Origin of the sequence: Roseateles cavernae (assembly GCF_040187885.1) — a bacterium.
Classification (GTDB): Bacteria; Pseudomonadota; Gammaproteobacteria; order Burkholderiales; family Burkholderiaceae_C; genus Roseateles_E; species Roseateles_E cavernae.
Genome location: NZ_JBDPLH010000001.1, coordinates 1185875 through 1201281 on the forward strand (window position 1 = coordinate 1185875; position 15407 = coordinate 1201281).

Sequence of the window (15407 nt, forward strand, 5' to 3'; positions counted from 1 at the left end):
CGCCGTCAATCGGCCGCGCAGTGCTCCCGCTGCAAGCTCGCCAGCAGCGGTGGGCCTAGCGATTTCAGCAGCTGCACCGACAGCGCGCTGGTGAAGTGGTAGCGCGCCGCGTCGGGCTCGTGCACATAGCTGGTGACGGTGCCGAAATAGCGCTCGCCCAGGGTGAAGACCAGGGTGCCGGAGCGCTCGACGACGCGCTCCGAGATCAGGCGGCCGTTCTTGTCGACCAGGGTCTGGCGATGATCGCCGGTGCCGGTCTTGCCGCCCACCGGCAAGGCCTGACCCTGGGCATCGAGAAACACGCCGCGCAGCCGCCGTGCCGTGCCGTCCTCGACCACCGCGACCAGGGCGCGCCAGGCGGCCTCGGCCACCGCCGGCGCCAGCACCTGCTGCACCGCTGCGCCGCGCGCCTCCAGCCGGGTGTCGAAGGGCGTGCCGGCCGCGAAATGCAGGGCCTCGATCGGCTGCTGGGGCCGACGCGCGCCCTGGTTGACGATGATGCCCATCAGCTCGGCCAGTGCCGCCGGGCGGTCGCCGGAGGCGCCGATCGCGCTGGCATAGGAGGGCGTCAGCCGGTCGAAGGGATAGCCCAGCCGGCGCCATGACTGCAGCAGGCCGTCGAAGGCCTCGCGCTCCAGCATCTGGCGCAGGCGCTGGTCCTGGGCGGCGCGCTGGCGGGTCTTGAACAGCCAGGCATAGGCCTGCTGACGGGCCTCGGCGCTGGCCGCCAGCAGCTCCTCGGGGCCGGCGTCCGGCGTCTGCTGCAAGTGCCCCACCAGCCACAGCTCCAGCGGGTGGCGGCCCGCCAGATAGGCCCGGTCGGCCAGCGACAGCGCCTGGTAGCGGCGGTGCATGGCGGCATCGACCCTCGCCTGGGGCAAATGCTCGGCCAGCCAGGCGCGCAGCCGCGCTTCGTCGGCCGCCGGCTCCAGCAGATAGAGCAGGCCGGCGCGGGCCGGCAGCGTTGGCCGCGTGTCGGCCAGCAGCCGCTCGCGCGCCTGTGCGGCCGACAGGCCCTGGTATTTGCGCAGAAAGCCGGCCAGATAGTGGCCGCCCTCGGCCGCGGCGAAGCGCTGCAGCAGGGCCTGGCGGCGCGGATGCCCGGGCTCGGCCAGCAGCGCGGCAGCGTCGCCGCCGTGGATGCGATGCTGGATGATGTCGCGCATCAGCCGGATGAAGACCAGATTGACCGAGTGCTTGAAGGCCTCGCTGACCGAAAACTGCTGGTGTTGGTGTTCGGGCGCGAAATTCTCGAAGCGGTGCAGGCCGCCGCCGGTCAAGAAGGCCTCGCCCGGATGGGCCGAGTAGCGGCGCTGCAGCGCGGCGTCCAGCATCGCCGGCAGCTCGCGCGGCGGCTGGGTTTGCAGCAGGTAGTCGCGCGCCCACAGCGACAGCGCATCGCGGCCGGACGGCGCCAGCGCGCGCAGCGCCTCGGGCCTCAGGCCGGCCCAGCGCTGATGCAGCTCGGCGATGACTTCCAGATAGGAGATCAGCGTGCGCAGCTTGGCGGTCGAGCCCAGGTCCAGCTTGGCGCCCAGATTGACGTCGAAGGGCTGGGCCAGGCTGTCGGCCTGCACGCGCAGCCGGTTGCTGTGCGCGCCGCGCTCGTAAATCGTCAGGCTGAACACCAGCGGGCGCAGGTCGGCGCCGGCCTCCAGCAGATGGGGGCCGTAAAGCCCGGCGGCGCGCGCCGCTTCGGGCTTGTGCAGCCCCGCCAGCGTGCGCGTGGCCAGGGCCTGGGCGCGGCCGTCCAGGCTGGTCTGCACCGCCAGATCGAGCCGGTCCAGCTCGTAGCTGCGCGGCATGTCCAGCAGCGCGGCCAGCTTGACCCGCAGCGCGCCGCTGGCCTTGCGTTGCACGAAATCGGGCCGCTGCGGCTGCGGCCCCGGCTCGGCCCGTGTCAGCGCCAGCGGCAGCGCCGCATCGCGCAGCGCCACCGGGATCGCGCCGGCCTCGGCCAGCAGGCGCAGGTAGCTGTCGGTCAGGCGCCGTAGCGCCTGGCCGTCGCCGCGCAGAAACTGGCTCGGGCGGCGCTGCGCGATCAGCAGCGACAGCGCCTGCTTGTAGGCCAGGGCCTGGGCCGGGCTCGCGTCGGTCTGCTGCAGCAGGAGACGGCTGACGCTGTCGGCATCGCGCCCATACCAGGCCCAGAGTCCGTCGCCGATGCCGTGCACCTCGCCGATGCCGGGCCGCGCGGCCAGCGGCACGGTGTTCAGATAGTCGCGCAGGATCTCGCGCCGGCGCCCCAGGGTCTGCTCGCCGTCCAGATAGGCGCGCTGCGAGGCCGAGGCCATCTGGCGCAGCTTCTCGCCGACCGAGCCGGTGCGGCCCTGCGGCGAATGGCGGTACTTCTCGATCTGGGTGGCCAGGGTCGAACCGCCGGACGCCGGTCGGCTGGCATCGATGCGCTGCTGCAACTGCTGCAGCGCGGCCTTGCCGAAGCGCTCGGGGTCCAGCGCCGGATTGCGGCGCGGCGCGTCCTCGTCGAGCAGATGGCGGTCCTCGATGAACAGCAGGGTCTGCACCAGCAGCGGCGGGATGTCCTCGAAGCGCGCGTACTGGCGCTGCGGCTGGCGCAGCGCCAGCAAGGCCTCGCCACGGCAGTCGCGCAGCAGCAGGCCGGCCTGGCTTTTTTCGCGGTAGGGGATGAACAGGCCCTGCTCGGCCATGGCCAGCAGCTGCGGCGACTGGCGGGCCTGGCTGGCGATGACGAAGCCCTGCTGTTGCAGGCGCTCGAGGTGCTGCGGCAGCGCGCTATAGCCCATGCGCTCGTCGTAGGGGCCGTCGCCCGGGAAGCTGATGCGGGGGCTGGGGCCGGCCTCGACGCGGTAGCTGGCCTCGCGCGCCGCCGATGACCACAACGTGGCCTGCAGCCGCGAGCTGCGCAGCTCGGTGAAGCCCGCCAGCGCCGCCGTGGCCGCCAGTCCGCCACCCAGCCAGATCAGTCCGACCGCCCTTGCCATGACCGCCTCGCATCACGCTTGACCGGTCTTCAGTCTGTGCTTTCGCGCCGGCCGGAGCAAGCGACGATCCCGCATATGAGCGGCCGATGAGCGGCCCGGATCGCCCGCTTATCGGCGCATCGCGGCGCCGCCCTCAGCTGGGCTTGCGATCCTGCTCGGCGGCCGCCAGCACGGCCTCGCGCCACAGCCGGGCCGGCACAAAGGTGCGCAGCTGCTCCATCGCCTTGGCGATCAGCTCGGGGTGCAGCTCGTGGCCGATGCCGGGCTTGACGTCGGCGGTGACATCGGCGCCCAGCTGCACCAGGATCTGGGCCGCCTGCACGATGTCGCGGTAGGGCATGCGCTCGTCGGCCATGCCGTGCAGCAGGTGCAGGCTGACCTCCTCGGGGGCGTGCTGGGGCAGGCTGGCATAGCGGCCGCCGAAGGCCAGCACGCGGCCGGCCAGCCGGGGCTCGGCCTGCACCGCCTCCAGCGCCATGATGGCGCCCTGCGAGAAGCCGCCCAGGGCGACGCGCTCCCAGGGCAGCTCGAAGTGATCCGCCCAGTGCCGCACCAGCGCGATGAAGCCGGGCAGCGCGGCCGCGACCCGTTCGATGCGACTGCTGTCGTCGATCCGCTGCAGCGAAAACCATTGGTAACCTGCGGCCGCAGTCGTTGCCCCGTCGAAGGCATCGGGCGCATCGATACTCAGCACCGCGGCCTGCGGGTACTGGGCGCGCAGGGCCTGGGCCAGCGGCGCCATCTGCGAGCCATCGCTGCCCAGGCCGTGGAACAGCAGGAACAACAGCTGCGGCGCCTGGCCATCGGGCAGCAGCATCAGGGTGGGCGTGGGGAGGTCGGGCTTGCTCATGGCGCTATTGTGAATCGCGGAACGCCGGGCGGCGTCGCAGGCGGAGAGAGGGCAGGGATGGAACTGAAGGTCAACGGGCAGATCCATGCGCTGCCCGCGCATGCGGACGATGCCGCCATGCCGCTGCTGTGGGTGCTGCGCGACGGGCTGAACCTGACCGGCACCAAGTTCGGCTGCGGCGTCGCGGCCTGCGGTGCCTGCACCGTGCATATCGATGGCCAGGCCGCGCGTGCCTGCGTGACGCCGCTGGCCAGCGTGCAGGGCAAGGCCGTCACGACCATCGAGGGCCTGGCAGCCGGCGCGCTGCAGCAGGCCTGGATAGCCCACCAGGTGCCGCAGTGCGGCTATTGCCAGAGCGGCATGCTGATGGCCGCCGCCGCGCTGCTGGCCAGCAAGCGCAGGCCCAGCGATGCCGATATCGACGCGGCGATGACCAATCTGTGCCGCTGCGGCACTTATCCGCGCGTGCGCGCGGCGATCAAGGATGTGGCCGCCCAAATGAGCAGCGCGCCCAAGCCGGCGGGCAAGCGCGAATGAAGCGCCGCACGCTGCTGCTGTCCGGTCTTGGTGCGGCCGGCGCCCTGCTGGTGGGCTTTGCCGCGCTGCCGCCACGCAGCCGGCTGGGCCATGCGAAGACGCAGGCCGTGGTCGACGGCGAGATCGGCCTGAACGGCTGGATCAAGATCGCCGCCGACGGCAGCGTGCTGCTGGCGATGAACCGCAGCGAGATGGGCCAGGGCGTGCATACCGCGCTGGCCCAGCTGGTGGCCGAGGAACTGGCCGTGCCGCTGGCGCGGCTGCGGCTGATCGCGGCCGGCCACGAGTCGCTCTACGGCAATGTCGCGATGTTCGTCGGCCAGCTGCCGCTCCCGCCGCGCAGCCTGGAGCCGGGCCAGGAAAGCCCGGCCGCGAGACTGGGGGCCTGGACCGTGGCCAAGCTGGCGCGTGAGCTGGGTATCAATGCCACCGGTGGCAGCTCCAGCGTCGCGGATGCCTGGGAGCCGCTGCGCTGGGCCGCCGCCACCGCCCGCCAGCAGCTGCTGGGCGCGGCCTCGCTGCGCTGGAAGCTGCCGCTGGCCGAGCTGCGCATCACCGCCGGCGTGATCAGCCATGTGGCCTCGGGCGATAGCGCCCATTACGGCGAGTTCGCTCAGGCGGCGGCCGCCACGCCGCCCGGCGAGGTGGGGCTGAAGCCGAGAGGGCAATGGATCCTGATCGGGCAGTCCGCGCCGCGCCTGGACCTGGCCGCCAAGATCGATGGTTCGGCGCGCTTTGGCATCGATGCGCGGCCGCCCGGCCTGCTGTATGCGGCGATCCGCCATGCGCCGGCGCTGGGCGGCGCGCCCGGCGCGCTGCCGGTCGACGCGGCGCTGCGCCAGCCCGGGGTCGAGCGGGTCGTATCGCTGGGGCCTTATGCCGGCGGCCAGGCGGCGGTGGCCATCGTCGCGCGCAACAGCTGGCATGCGTTGCGTGCCGCGGCGGCGCTGGAGATCGAGTGGCAGGGCCGGCCGGCCGGGGCGCTGGACAGCGCGCACATCGCCGCCGCGCTGGCCGAGGCGGCGCGGCGCGCCGCCGCCGACGGGCTGGCCTTCGCCAGTGAGGGCGATGCCGACCGTGCACTGGCCGGCCTGGGCCGCAAGATCGAGGCGCTCTACGAAGCCCCCTATCTGGCCCACGCGGCGATGGAACCGATGAACTGCACGGCCCGGGTGCGCGACGGCCGGGTCGAGCTCTGGGTACCGACCCAGGTCCCGGGTCTGGCCCGCGAGCTGGCCGCGCGCGTGGCCGGCGTCGCGCCCGAGGCGGTCACCGTGCATGTCAGCTATCTGGGCGGCGGCTTCGGCCGGCGCCTGGAGATCGATTTCGTCGGCCAGGCCGTGCGGGTGGCGCTGGAGACCGGCGGTCGGCCGGTGCAACTGCTGTGGTCGCGCGAGGAGGACATGAGGCACGACTTCTACCGCCCGGCCGGCGCGGCCTTTTGCGAAGCGCTGCTGGGCGAGGACGGCAAGCCCTTGGCCTTGCGCATCGGCAGCGCCGGCGATGCGATCTCGCCGCGCTGGATGGAGCGGGTGCTGCCGGCGCTGGCCGGGCCGGTGGACCTGCCGGACAAGACCGCGGCCGAGGGTTTGTTCGACCAGCCCTATGCCGTGCCGCATCAGCGCATCGCCCACCTGGCCACGCACAGCGGCGTGCCGGTCGGCTTCTGGCGCTCGGTCGGTCATTCGCACCATGCCTTCTTCATCGAAAGCTTTGTCGACGAGCTGGCCCACGCGGCCGGGGCCGATCCGCTGGACTACCGCCTGAGCCTGCTGGACGGGCTGCCGCGCCACGCGGCGGTGCTGCGACTGGCGGCCGAGAAGGCCGGCTGGGGTCAGGCCTTGCCGACGGGGCAAGCCCGCGGCCTGGCCCTGCACGAGAGCTTCGGCAGCATCGTCGCCCAGGTCGTGGAACTGGCGCAGGACCCGGGCGGGCGGCCCCAGGTGCTGCGCGTGGTCTGCGCGCTGGATTGCGGCACCGTGGTCAACCCGGCCATCGTCGAGCGCCAGATGGAGGGGGCCATCATCTTCGGGCTGACGGCGGCGCTGTTCGGCCGCATCGACATCCGGGACGGCGTCGTGCAGCAGCGCAACTTTCCCGACTATCCGCTGCTGAGCCTGGCGCAGACGCCGCGCATCGAGACCCATCTGGTCGCCAGCGGCCATGCGCCCAGCGGCGTCGGCGAGCCCGGCACCCCGCCGGTGGCGCCGGCCGTGGCCAATGCCTGGTTTGCGCTCACCGGCGAGCGGCGTCGGCGCCTGCCGCTGCTGTCCTAGCGCCGGCGTCGCTGCGGCGCAGCCACAGGCCGAACAAGGTGCCGACGACATACATGCTGACCGAGTAGGCCGCCGCCGGCAGCGCCATCTGGAAGTTCTGCAGCACGCTCAGCGAGATAAACAACGCCAGCGTCGAGTTGTGGATGCCGATCTCGAAGCTGATCGCGGTGGCCATCGGTTTGGCCAGGCCCAGCGCGCGGCTCAGGTAGTAGCCCGACAGCAGGCTCAGCAGATTGAACGCCAGCACGATGGCGCCGATGCTGGCGGCCGAGTCGGCCAGCGCGCGCCACTCCTTGGCGATCGCGCCCAGCGCCAGCAGGGCCAGCACGACGGCGCTGAAGATCTTGAAGGGCTTCTCCAGCCGCGCCGCCAGCGCCGGGCGCCAGCGCGCCACGCTCATGCCGACGACCACCGGCAGCAGCACGACGGCCATCACCTCGGCGACCTTGGCGGTCTGCAGCGGCACGACGCCTTCGCCGATGAAATGCTGCAACGCGAGGTTGGCGATCAGCGGCATGGTGAGCACCGACAGCAAGGTGTTGATCGCGGTCAGCGAGATGTTCAGCGCCACATGGCCGCCGAACAGATGCGAGAACAGATTGGCCGAGACCCCGCCCGGCGAGGCCGCCAGCAGCATCAGGCCCACCGCCATCACCGGCGGCAGGCCGACCAGCTTGATCATCGCGAAGCAGGCCAGCGGCAGCAGCAGCATCTGCAGCAGCAGCGCGATGGCCACCGCCTTCGGGTGGCGGCGCAGCCGCGCGAAGTCATCCAGGCTCAGCGACAGGCCGACGCCCAGCATCACCAGGGCCAGCGAGATCAGCAAGAGGGTGGGCAGCAGGGCGGTCATCGGGCGTGGCTGGAGGGGTTGCTGAGGCGCCGATCTTGGCCGTGCGAGCTCCGGCCCACCAGCGGGATTTCGAGGCCCCGGGTATGCCCGAGGCTGGCGAGGCTAGTGGGTCGCCAGCGCCCGCAACTGCCGGTCGTGCCAGCGCGCCAGCAGCAAGCTGGCGACCAGCGCGCCCAGCAGGGCCAGGAACATGTCCGACTGGGTGTCCCAGGGGTCGCCCTGGGTGCCGAGAAACTCGTCGGCGCCCTGGCCCAGCGCCAGCGCCGCCCACCATTCGATCAGCTCGTAGACCGCGCTGACCGCCAGCGCGACGCAGACCGCCAGAAAGCCGGCCATGCCTCGCCCGGCCACATGGCCGCCGCGCAGCAGGATCTCGCGGGCCAGCAGGGCCGGGATCAGGCCTTGGGCGAAATGGCCGATCTTGTCGTAAGGGTTGCGCGAGAGCCCCATCAGCTCCTGCATCCAGAAGCCCAGCGGCACCCGCGCATAGCTGTAGGCGCCGCCGAGTATCAGGATCAGGCAGTGCGCAAAGATCAGCCCGTACATCAGCGGGCTGAGGGGGAAGCGCGCGCGCGTGGCGGCCAGCAGCGGCACGGCGATCATGACCGGCGCCACCTCCATCAGCCAGGTGGCGCGGTCATAGGGCTGCCAGCCGGACAGCACGAGGGCGGCGAGCAGCAGCAGGCCCATCAGGACGAGAGAGGGGGTGCGTGTCATCGACAGCCTCGGTGTGGGGATCAGCGCAGGCCGCCGATGCGGGCGTCCTTGGGATAGCCGATCAGATAGTCGGCCGTGAGGCGCTGGCTCTGGCCGGGCGCCAGCTCGAACTGCCAGGCGACGATGCCCGGCTGCTGGCGCCAGCTGGCCAGGGCGGGCTTGGGGTCGAAGCGGGTCTGCACCTTGATGTCCTCGTGGCGACCGACCGGCGCGGCCTCGAGAATCTGCACGCTGAGGTGGCGCTGCTGCAGGTTCTCGATGCGGTAGGCGCGGCCGATCTGCTGCTCGGCACGGCTGCCGATCAGGCCGCGGTCGCCGGCATTGCGCTGCTCGGGCTCTACCGTCACACGCAGCCGTTCATCACGGCCGAAGAACAGGTCCAGCCGCTCCTGGTTGGCCACGCGCAGCTGGCTCTGGCCGACGAAGTCGCCGTCGCGGAACAGCTGCAGCGGCCCGGCCGGCCAGACGCCGGCGGGGCGCGCGCTCTCGGCCACCAGATAGGCCTGGGCCTCGGTGCTCGGGTTGGCGCGAGCCATCAGCTGCGCATCCAGCATCTGATGGCCGAGGGCCAGACCGATGCGCTGGCCATCGGCCGCGACCGAGACCCGGCCCGGCACCTCGAACTCGGTGGCGAATTCGCCGTGGAACACCGCCACATTGAAGTTCAGCTCGGGGCCGTCGGCCTGGCGTGGTGCCGGCGCTGCGGCGGCGGCTGCATAGGCCGGCGCCGGCCGTGCGAGCTCGGCGCTGGGCGGCGGCAGCAGGTCCAGGGTCCAGGATCTGGGTGGCGGCATGCCGGTGGCCTGGCGCGGCTGGGTGGTCGACAGGCGCAACCTGACCTGGCTCCAGTCCTCGCCGCTGTGCTGTGCGACCTGGGCATGGCGCTCCAGCCGCACCTGGCCGGAGCGGCTGTCGAGATAGGCGCGGTAGACCGGCTCCCAGCCGGCCTGGCTGAGCCGGTAGGACAGGCGCAGCTCGGCATCGCGCGGCGCGGCCAGCCGCACCAGCACGGTCCGCAGCTGCGGATTGGCCTGCAACAGGCGGTCGCGCTCGGCCGTCAACGGTGCCAGCTGGCGTTCCAGCGCCTGCTTGCGGCGCTGCAGGGCCTGCTGGCGCTGCAAGGTGTCGAGCCCGCTGCGGCGCAGGGTCTCGGCGGTCGCCGCTATCGACGCCGGCTGGCCGCTCGGTGCCGTGTAGCTCTTCAGATAGCCCAGCGCCAGCTCATGGGCCTCGGCCTCGGCGGCCAGCGCGGCCTGCTGCTCCTGCAGCTCGCGGATGCGCGTGTCCAGCGGCGAGTCGGCGCATTCGGGCAGGGCCGCGCGCGCGACGGTCTGCACCGTGATCTCGCCGATCGCCAGGCCGCTGCCCTCGGGCGCGCGCAGCTGCAGCGAGTCGGCATCGAAGCGGGCCGGCAGGCAGGCGATCTTCAGCTGCTGCTGGCCGGCCTTGACCGCCAGCACCCGCTCGACACTGGCGCCGCCCGGATAGACCAGCACCTGCTCGATGCGGCCGGCCTGGGCCTGGGCCAGCGCGGGTCCCAGCGCCGCCCAGAGCAGAATATGAAACTTTGTTTCCATTGCCGTCCTCCTCACTGTGCGGCGAGGAACATAACATGCGGGCTTCGTCCCGCCGCTACGACCATGACCACCCCGCCCCAAGCCAACCAATCCCGCAAAGCCCTGGTGCTGTTCTCCGGCGGCCAGGACTCCACCGCCTGCCTGGCCTGGGCATTGCAACGCTATGCCGAGGTCGAGACGCTCGGCTTCGACTACGGCCAGCGCCATCGCGTCGAGCTCGCATGCCGGCTGACCGTGCGCAGCGAGCTGGCCCGCCAGTTTCCCGAATGGGGCGCCAAGCTGGGCGAGGATCATCTGCTGGACCTGAGCCTTTTGGGCCAGATCTCCGACACCGCGCTGACCGAGGACCGCGCCATCGCGATGCAGGCCAATGGACTGCCCAACACCTTTGTGCCAGGCCGCAACCTGCTGTTCCTGAGCTTTGCCGCGACCCTGGCCTACCGGCGCGGCGCCTCGGTGCTGGTGGGCGGCATGTGCGAGACCGATTTCTCGGGCTACCCCGACTGCCGCGACAACACCTTGAAGGCCTTGCAGGTGGCGCTGAGCCTGGGCCTGGATGCGCCCATGACGATAGAGACGCCGCTGATGTTCATCACCAAGGCCCAGACCTGGGCGCTGACCGAGAGCCTGGGCGGCGCGGCGCTGAACGACCTGGTCATCGAACACACCCACACCTGCTATCTGGGCGAGCGCAAGACCCGGCACGCCTGGGGCTATGGCTGCGGCAGCTGCCCGGCCTGCGAGCTGCGCGCGCGCGGCCATGCGGAGTACATCGCGACATGAGCTGGTCGACCTTGGGGTGGATCGTCGCGGCGCTGCTGCTGTTCTGGGGCATCGGTGCCTACAACCGCCTGATGCGGCTGCGCAATGCGATCGGCGAGGCTTTTGTGCAGCTGGACCAGCAGTTCGGCGCGCGCGCCGAGGTCAGCGCCCGGCTGCTGACCCTGGCGCGGCCGGCGCTGGAGAGCGAGCAGGCCGCCTTCGACGCGCTGGACAGTGCCCAGGCCGAGGTGCAGGCCGCCGTGCTGGCGGCCCGGAGCAAGCCTTATGCGGGCGACCCGGTGGCCAGCCTGGCGGTGGCCACGGCCGTCCATGCGGCGGCGCTGACCCGGCTGGTGTCCCTGGTCGAGCACCATGGGGAGCTCGGTCGGGACGCCGAGATCCAGGCTCAGCTGGCCGAGCTGAAACTGATCGAACGCCAGCGCGCCTTCTCGCGCCAGGTCTTCAACCAGGCGGTCAGCCAGTACAACGAGGCGGCGAGGCAGTTCCCGACCCGGGTGCTGGCCAGCCTCTACGGCTTTGCCGAGGCGCGTTCGCTGTAGAAGCTTATTGCGATTGTTTTGTTGGCAAGTCGGGGGGCGCTGCATAAACTGCGCCGACTACACAACAAGGAGACTCCGATGAGCTTGCGAGCGATTCTGTTGGGCGCCGCGCTGGCCGCCAGCGCCGGTGCCGCCGCGGCCCAGGATGCCAAGGCCCTGCATCTGAAGGCCCTGGCCGCCACCTGCGCCAACTGCCACGGCACGGCGGGGCGTGCCGTCGAGGGTTCGGCGGTGCCAGGTCTTGCCGGCATGCCGGCCGCCTATTTCAGCGAGCAGATGAAGGCCTTCAAGAGTGGCGCCCGTCAGGCCACCGTGATGCACCAGCTGGCCAAGGGCTATAGCGAAGCCCAGATCGAACAGCTGGCCGGCTATTTCGCCGCCCTGCCGCGCAACTGACGGAGACGAGACACCATGATGCAAAGACGCAATCTCCTGCAGGGCGCGGCCGCCCTGTCCGTGCTGGGCCTGGCCGGCTGTGCCACCACCTCGGTGCCGAGCAAGGCCCGGGTGCTGGTGGTCGGCGGCGGCTATGGCGGCGCCACGGCGGCCAAATACATCCGGCTGCTGTCCGACTACAAGATCGAGGTCGTGCTGGTCGAGCCCAGCGAGGCCTTTGTCTCCTGCCCGATCTCCAATCTGGTGCTGGGCGGCTCGCGCCAGATCGGCGAGATCACCACGCCCTATGGCGCGCTGCAATCCAAGCATGGCATCACCGTGGTGCGCGACTGGGTGGCCAGCATCGACGCGGCCAAGAAGACCGCGACCCTGGCCTCGGGCCCGGTGATCGCCTACGACAAGCTGGTGCTGAGCCCCGGCATCGACCTGATCTGGGACTCGGTGGCCGGGCTCAAGGACGCCAATGCCGCCGGCCAGATCCTGCAGGCCTGGAAGGCCGGTCCCGAGACGGTGGCGCTGCGCCGCCAGCTGGAGGCGATGCCGGACGGCGGCGTCTACGCGATCACGATTCCCGAGGCGCCGTACCGCTGCCCGCCCGGGCCCTACGAGCGGGCCAGCGTGATCGCCGGCTACTTCAAGCAGGCCAAGCCGCGCTCCAAGGTGCTGATCCTGGACGCCAACCAGGACGTCACTTCCAAGGGGCCGCTGTTCAAGAAGGTCTGGGCCGAGCAGTACAAGGGCATCATCGAGTACCGGCCGCAGCACAAGGCGGTGGCGGTCGACGCCAAGAGCAAGACCGTCAAGTTCGAGATCCAGGACGACGTCAAGGCCGATGTGCTGAATGTGCTGCCCAGCATGCGGGCCGGCGCCGTCGCGGTGCAGGCCGGCCTGGCCAACAGCAATGCGCGCTGGGTCAATGTCAACTATCTGAGCTTCGAGGCCACCGCCGCCAAGGACATCCATGTGCTGGGTGACGCTATCCAGATCGCACCGGGCATGCCCAAGAGCGGCCATATGGCCAATAGCCACGGCAAGGTCGCAGCGGCCGCCATCGTCGCCCAGCTCAATGGCTGGGAGATCAACCCGGCGCCTATGCTGACCAATACCTGCTACAGCTTCGTCGACGCGAAGAACGTCATCCACGTCGCCAGCGTGCACGAGTACGTCGCGGCCGAGAAGACCTTCAAGACCGTGGCCGGCTCGGGCGGTGTGTCGGCCGGCCCGACCGAGCTGGAAGGCACTTACGCCTGGAACTGGGCGCGCACGATCTGGGCCGATTCGCTGGCTTGACTAGTTGCAGACAATGGCGCCGGTATTGACCAACTCGTCGAACAGCGCCTTCAGTGCCTGCCCCGACATCGCGTAGGGGTTCAGCTTGGTGGTCTCGCAATACTTCAGCACCAGGGCCGGGTTCAGCCTCGACAGGTTGACCTGGCCCATGCTCCAGCCGGCGAAGTGGCGCTCGGCCACCTCCTCGTAGCTGAGCAGGATCACATCGCGGTGGCGGGTATCGCCGATGATGGACTTGTAGCGCGCATTGACCGCGTCGCGCCCGCCCTCCAGCACCTGCATGAAGATGCCGTCGCTGTAGCACAGCAGGCCGGTCAGGCCTTCGGCCGGGTTGTGGGCGCGCGAGGACTTGAGGATGGCCGCGAGCTCGGCCTCGCTCATCGGGCTGGCGGCGCGGCTTGCATAGAGCAGACGGACTAGCATCTGGGTTTCCTCACTTCTTTGACAGCAGGGACAGGAACTCGCGGCGCAGATTGGCGTCCTTCAGGAAGGCGCCGCGCATCACGCTATTGGTCATCATCGAGTCGATGTCCTTGACGCCGCGCCAGTGCATGCAGAAATGGTCGGCCTCCATCACGATGGCCAGGCCATCGGGCTGGACCCGCTCCTGCAGCTCGTTGGCCAGCATGGTCACCGCCTCCTCCTGGATCTGCGGCCGGCTCATGATCCAGTCGCACAGCCGCGCGTACTTGGACAGGCCGATCAGATTGGAGTGCTCGTTGGGCAGCAGGCCGATCCAGACCCGGCCCATGATGGGGCACAGATGGTGGGAGCAGGCGCTGCGCACCGTGATCGGGCCGACGATCATCAGCTCGTTGAGCCGGGTCACATTGGGGAACTCGGTGACCGGCGGCGCCACGGCATAGCGGCCCTTGAAGATTTCGCGCACATACATCTTGGCGACGCGCTTGGCGGTCTCCTGGGTGTTGTGGTCGCTGTCGGTGTCGATCACCAGCGCGCGCAGCACCTCCTGCAGCTTGGCCTGCACCTCGGCCTGCAGCTCGTCAAGCTCGCCCTCTTCGATGAAGGCGGCGATATTGTCATTGGCATGGTGGCGGCAGCCGGCACCGCGCAACCGGTAGCGGATGCGTTCGGAGGCGGGCAGGGCGGCCAGCTCGGCCTCGCTGCGGAAGATGGTGTCAGGCTTGTCCCCGGTCATGGGCGTCTCGGTAGTCTTTGTCCGGTCACCATTGTGTCCGGATTGCAAATTCCCTGCCGCCCCGGGGCGGCAGCGGGCTGCCCCTACACTGGGCGCGTGTCCTCTTCTTCCGCTTCCACCTCCCTGGCCCCGCCGCTGCAGCGCCTGCTGTTGCAGACAGCCGACGCCGTGCAGGCCGTGCGCGAGGGTCAGTCCTTGACCGCCGTGCTGGCGCGCTGCCCCCAGGAGCTGCGCCCCGGCACCCAGGCCCTGAGCTTCCATGTGCTGCGCCTGCTGGGCGCCGCCCAGTCGGCGCGTGCCAAGCTGGCCCCGAAGACGCCGCCGCCCAAGGTCGACAGCCTGCTGACCGTCGCGCTGGCCCTGCTGTGGCCCGCGGCCGCGCCGCCCTATGCCGATCACACGGTGGTGGACCAGGCCGTCAGCGCCGCGCGCAAGCGCGCCCCGGCCAGCGCCGGCTTCGTCAACGCGGTGCTGCGCCGCTTTCTGCGCGAGCGCGAGGCGGTGGTGCAGGCCGCGCAGCGCGAGCCGCAGGGCGAGTTCAACCACCCGCCCTGGTGGATAGAGCGGCTGCGCCAGGACTGGCCCGAGCACTGGCAGGCCGTGCTCAGAGCGAACAACGAACATCCGCCGATGAGCTTGCGGGTCAATGCCCGGCATGGCGACGCGGCCGCCTATCTGCAAAGGCTGGCCGCCGCCGGCATCGCCGCGCGCGCGCTCGGGGCGCTGGCGCCCCAGGCCGTGGTGCTGGAGCGGGCCGTCCCGGTGACGGCGCTGCCTGGCTTTGCCGAAGGCGAGGTCTCGGTGCAGGACGCGGCGGCCCAGCTGGCCGCGCCGCTGGTGGTCCAGGCCTGGCAAGACCTGGCCCCCCTGGCAGCGGGCGCCCGGGTGCTGGACGCCTGCTCGGCCCCGGGCGGCAAGACCGCCCATCTGCTGGAATTGGCCGATCTGGAGCTGCTGGCCCTGGACACCGACCCGCAGCGCCTGGTCCGCGTCCAGGACAACCTGGACCGCCTGCATCAGCGCGCCAGTCTGAAGGCCGCGGACGCGCGCGATACCGCCGCCTGGTGGGACGGCCGGCCTTTCGACGCCATCCTGCTCGATGCGCCCTGCAGCGCCTCCGGCATCGTGCGGCGCCATCCCGATGTGCGCTGGCTGCGCCGGCCCGGTGATATCGCCCAGCTGGCCACCATCCAGGCCGAGCTGCTGGAGGCGCTGTGGCCGACGCTGAAACCCGGCGGGCGGCTGGTCTATGCCACCTGTTCGATTTTCAAGGCCGAGGGCCAGGACCAGGTCGATGCATTTTTGCAACGCCATAGCGATGCGAGCCCGGTCCAGGTGCAGGGCTTCACGGGGCATCTGCTGCCCCTGGCCGACAATGGCTCGCAAGCGGGTGCGGGGGTCTCGGTGGTCGATGGCTTCTTCTACGCCTTGCTGATAAAGAACTGATTAGCCCCTTGCTCTTGCGCCTGC

The 15407-nt window shown here is 70.8% G+C and carries 14 protein-coding genes; 7 read left to right on the top strand and 7 right to left on the bottom strand.

Going from position 1 to position 15407, the window contains the following annotated elements; translation table 11 throughout:
• Nucleotides 1-5: 5 nt before the first annotated feature.
• Together ABGI63_RS05610 and ypfH are read right to left on the bottom strand one after the other, a co-directional pair.
• Nucleotides 6-2963: a transglycosylase domain-containing protein gene (locus tag ABGI63_RS05610; RefSeq protein WP_349741455.1), complete on the bottom strand. Its 2958-nt coding sequence runs from the start codon at nt 2961-2963 to the stop codon at nt 6-8.
• 133 nt (nt 2964-3096) lie between these two features.
• A complete protein-coding gene (gene ypfH, locus ABGI63_RS05615) occupies nt 3097-3813 on the bottom strand; it encodes an esterase (protein ID WP_349741456.1) in 717 nt (238 codons plus the stop codon).
• Nucleotides 3814-3870: 57 nt separating this feature from the next.
• On the opposite strand from ypfH, the gene ABGI63_RS05620 reads away from it, so the two are divergent.
• Together ABGI63_RS05620 and ABGI63_RS05625 are read left to right on the top strand one after the other, a co-directional pair.
• Nucleotides 3871-4350, top strand: a complete 480-nt coding sequence (locus tag ABGI63_RS05620) for a (2Fe-2S)-binding protein (protein WP_349741457.1) — start codon at nt 3871-3873, stop codon at nt 4348-4350.
• On the top strand, nt 4347-6626 hold the full coding sequence (locus ABGI63_RS05625) for a xanthine dehydrogenase family protein molybdopterin-binding subunit (protein ID WP_349741458.1): 2280 nt from the start codon (nt 4347-4349) through the stop codon (nt 6624-6626). The genes ABGI63_RS05620 and ABGI63_RS05625 overlap by 4 nt, the downstream gene beginning before the upstream one ends.
• On the opposite strand, the gene ABGI63_RS05630 is transcribed toward ABGI63_RS05625, so the two are convergent.
• From ABGI63_RS05630 to ABGI63_RS05640, 3 genes are all read right to left on the bottom strand, one after another.
• Nucleotides 6586-7476, bottom strand: a complete 891-nt coding sequence (locus ABGI63_RS05630; RefSeq protein ID WP_349741459.1) for a bile acid:sodium symporter family protein — start codon at nt 7474-7476, stop codon at nt 6586-6588. The genes ABGI63_RS05625 and ABGI63_RS05630 overlap by 41 nt on opposite strands.
• A gap of 102 nt (nt 7477-7578) precedes the next feature.
• Complete coding sequence (locus ABGI63_RS05635; RefSeq protein ID WP_349741460.1) at nt 7579-8193, bottom strand: DUF2238 domain-containing protein; 615 nt, start codon at nt 8191-8193, stop codon at nt 7579-7581.
• Nucleotides 8194-8213: 20 nt separating this feature from the next.
• Nucleotides 8214-9770, bottom strand: coding sequence for a DUF4139 domain-containing protein (locus tag ABGI63_RS05640; protein WP_349741461.1), 1557 nt, complete (start codon nt 9768-9770; stop codon nt 8214-8216).
• 63 nt (nt 9771-9833) lie between these two features.
• Here ABGI63_RS05640 and queC point away from each other — a divergent pair, with 63 nt between their 5' ends.
• From queC to ABGI63_RS05660, 4 genes are all read left to right on the top strand, one after another.
• Nucleotides 9834-10553, top strand: coding sequence for a 7-cyano-7-deazaguanine synthase QueC (queC, locus tag ABGI63_RS05645; protein WP_349741462.1), 720 nt, complete (start codon nt 9834-9836; stop codon nt 10551-10553).
• Complete coding sequence (locus ABGI63_RS05650) at nt 10550-11092, top strand: LemA family protein (RefSeq protein ID WP_349741463.1); 543 nt, start codon at nt 10550-10552, stop codon at nt 11090-11092. The genes queC and ABGI63_RS05650 overlap by 4 nt, the downstream gene beginning before the upstream one ends.
• A gap of 78 nt (nt 11093-11170) precedes the next feature.
• Nucleotides 11171-11488 carry a c-type cytochrome gene (locus ABGI63_RS05655; protein ID WP_349741464.1) on the top strand — a complete coding sequence of 106 codons (318 nt, stop codon included), beginning with the start codon at nt 11171-11173 and terminating at the stop codon, nt 11486-11488.
• Between the two features lie 18 nt (nt 11489-11506).
• On the top strand, nt 11507-12778 hold the full coding sequence (locus ABGI63_RS05660) for an NAD(P)/FAD-dependent oxidoreductase (RefSeq protein WP_349741713.1): 1272 nt from the start codon (nt 11507-11509) through the stop codon (nt 12776-12778).
• Here the strand turns inward: ABGI63_RS05660 and ABGI63_RS05665 are convergent, their stop codons facing one another.
• A complete protein-coding gene (locus ABGI63_RS05665; protein ID WP_137942619.1) occupies nt 12779-13201 on the bottom strand; it encodes a BLUF domain-containing protein in 423 nt (140 codons plus the stop codon).
• A 10-nt stretch (nt 13202-13211) separates the two neighbouring features.
• Nucleotides 13212-13937, bottom strand: coding sequence for a GTP cyclohydrolase I (folE, locus tag ABGI63_RS05670; RefSeq protein WP_349741465.1), 726 nt, complete (start codon nt 13935-13937; stop codon nt 13212-13214).
• Between the two features lie 96 nt (nt 13938-14033).
• Between folE and rsmB the strand changes: the two genes are divergently transcribed.
• Nucleotides 14034-15383, top strand: a complete 1350-nt coding sequence (gene rsmB, locus ABGI63_RS05675; protein ID WP_349741466.1) for a 16S rRNA (cytosine(967)-C(5))-methyltransferase RsmB — start codon at nt 14034-14036, stop codon at nt 15381-15383.
• Nucleotides 15384-15407 lie beyond the last annotated feature (24 nt).

What these genes read in the sequence shown, in the direction of transcription:
- queC (WP_349741462.1), top strand. Translation starts at nt 9,834, where the DNA reads ATGACCACCCCGCCCCAAGCCAACCAATCCCGCAAAGCCCTGGTGCTG.
- ABGI63_RS05620 (WP_349741457.1), top strand. Translation starts at nt 3,871, where the DNA reads ATGGAACTGAAGGTCAACGGGCAGATCCATGCGCTGCCCGCGCATGCG.
- ABGI63_RS05625 (WP_349741458.1), top strand. Translation starts at nt 4,347, where the DNA reads ATGAAGCGCCGCACGCTGCTGCTGTCCGGTCTTGGTGCGGCCGGCGCC.
- ABGI63_RS05650 (WP_349741463.1), top strand. Translation starts at nt 10,550, where the DNA reads ATGAGCTGGTCGACCTTGGGGTGGATCGTCGCGGCGCTGCTGCTGTTC.
- ABGI63_RS05660 (WP_349741713.1), top strand. Translation starts at nt 11,507, where the DNA reads ATGCAAAGACGCAATCTCCTGCAGGGCGCGGCCGCCCTGTCCGTGCTG.
- ABGI63_RS05610 (WP_349741455.1), bottom strand. Translation starts at nt 2,963, where the DNA reads ATGGCAAGGGCGGTCGGACTGATCTGGCTGGGTGGCGGACTGGCGGCC.
- ABGI63_RS05655 (WP_349741464.1), top strand. Translation starts at nt 11,171, where the DNA reads ATGAGCTTGCGAGCGATTCTGTTGGGCGCCGCGCTGGCCGCCAGCGCC.
- ABGI63_RS05635 (WP_349741460.1), bottom strand. Translation starts at nt 8,193, where the DNA reads ATGACACGCACCCCCTCTCTCGTCCTGATGGGCCTGCTGCTGCTCGCC.
- folE (WP_349741465.1), bottom strand. Translation starts at nt 13,937, where the DNA reads ATGACCGGGGACAAGCCTGACACCATCTTCCGCAGCGAGGCCGAGCTG.
- ABGI63_RS05630 (WP_349741459.1), bottom strand. Translation starts at nt 7,476, where the DNA reads ATGACCGCCCTGCTGCCCACCCTCTTGCTGATCTCGCTGGCCCTGGTG.
- ypfH (WP_349741456.1), bottom strand. Translation starts at nt 3,813, where the DNA reads ATGAGCAAGCCCGACCTCCCCACGCCCACCCTGATGCTGCTGCCCGAT.
- ABGI63_RS05640 (WP_349741461.1), bottom strand. Translation starts at nt 9,770, where the DNA reads ATGGAAACAAAGTTTCATATTCTGCTCTGGGCGGCGCTGGGACCCGCG.
- ABGI63_RS05665 (WP_137942619.1), bottom strand. Translation starts at nt 13,201, where the DNA reads ATGCTAGTCCGTCTGCTCTATGCAAGCCGCGCCGCCAGCCCGATGAGC.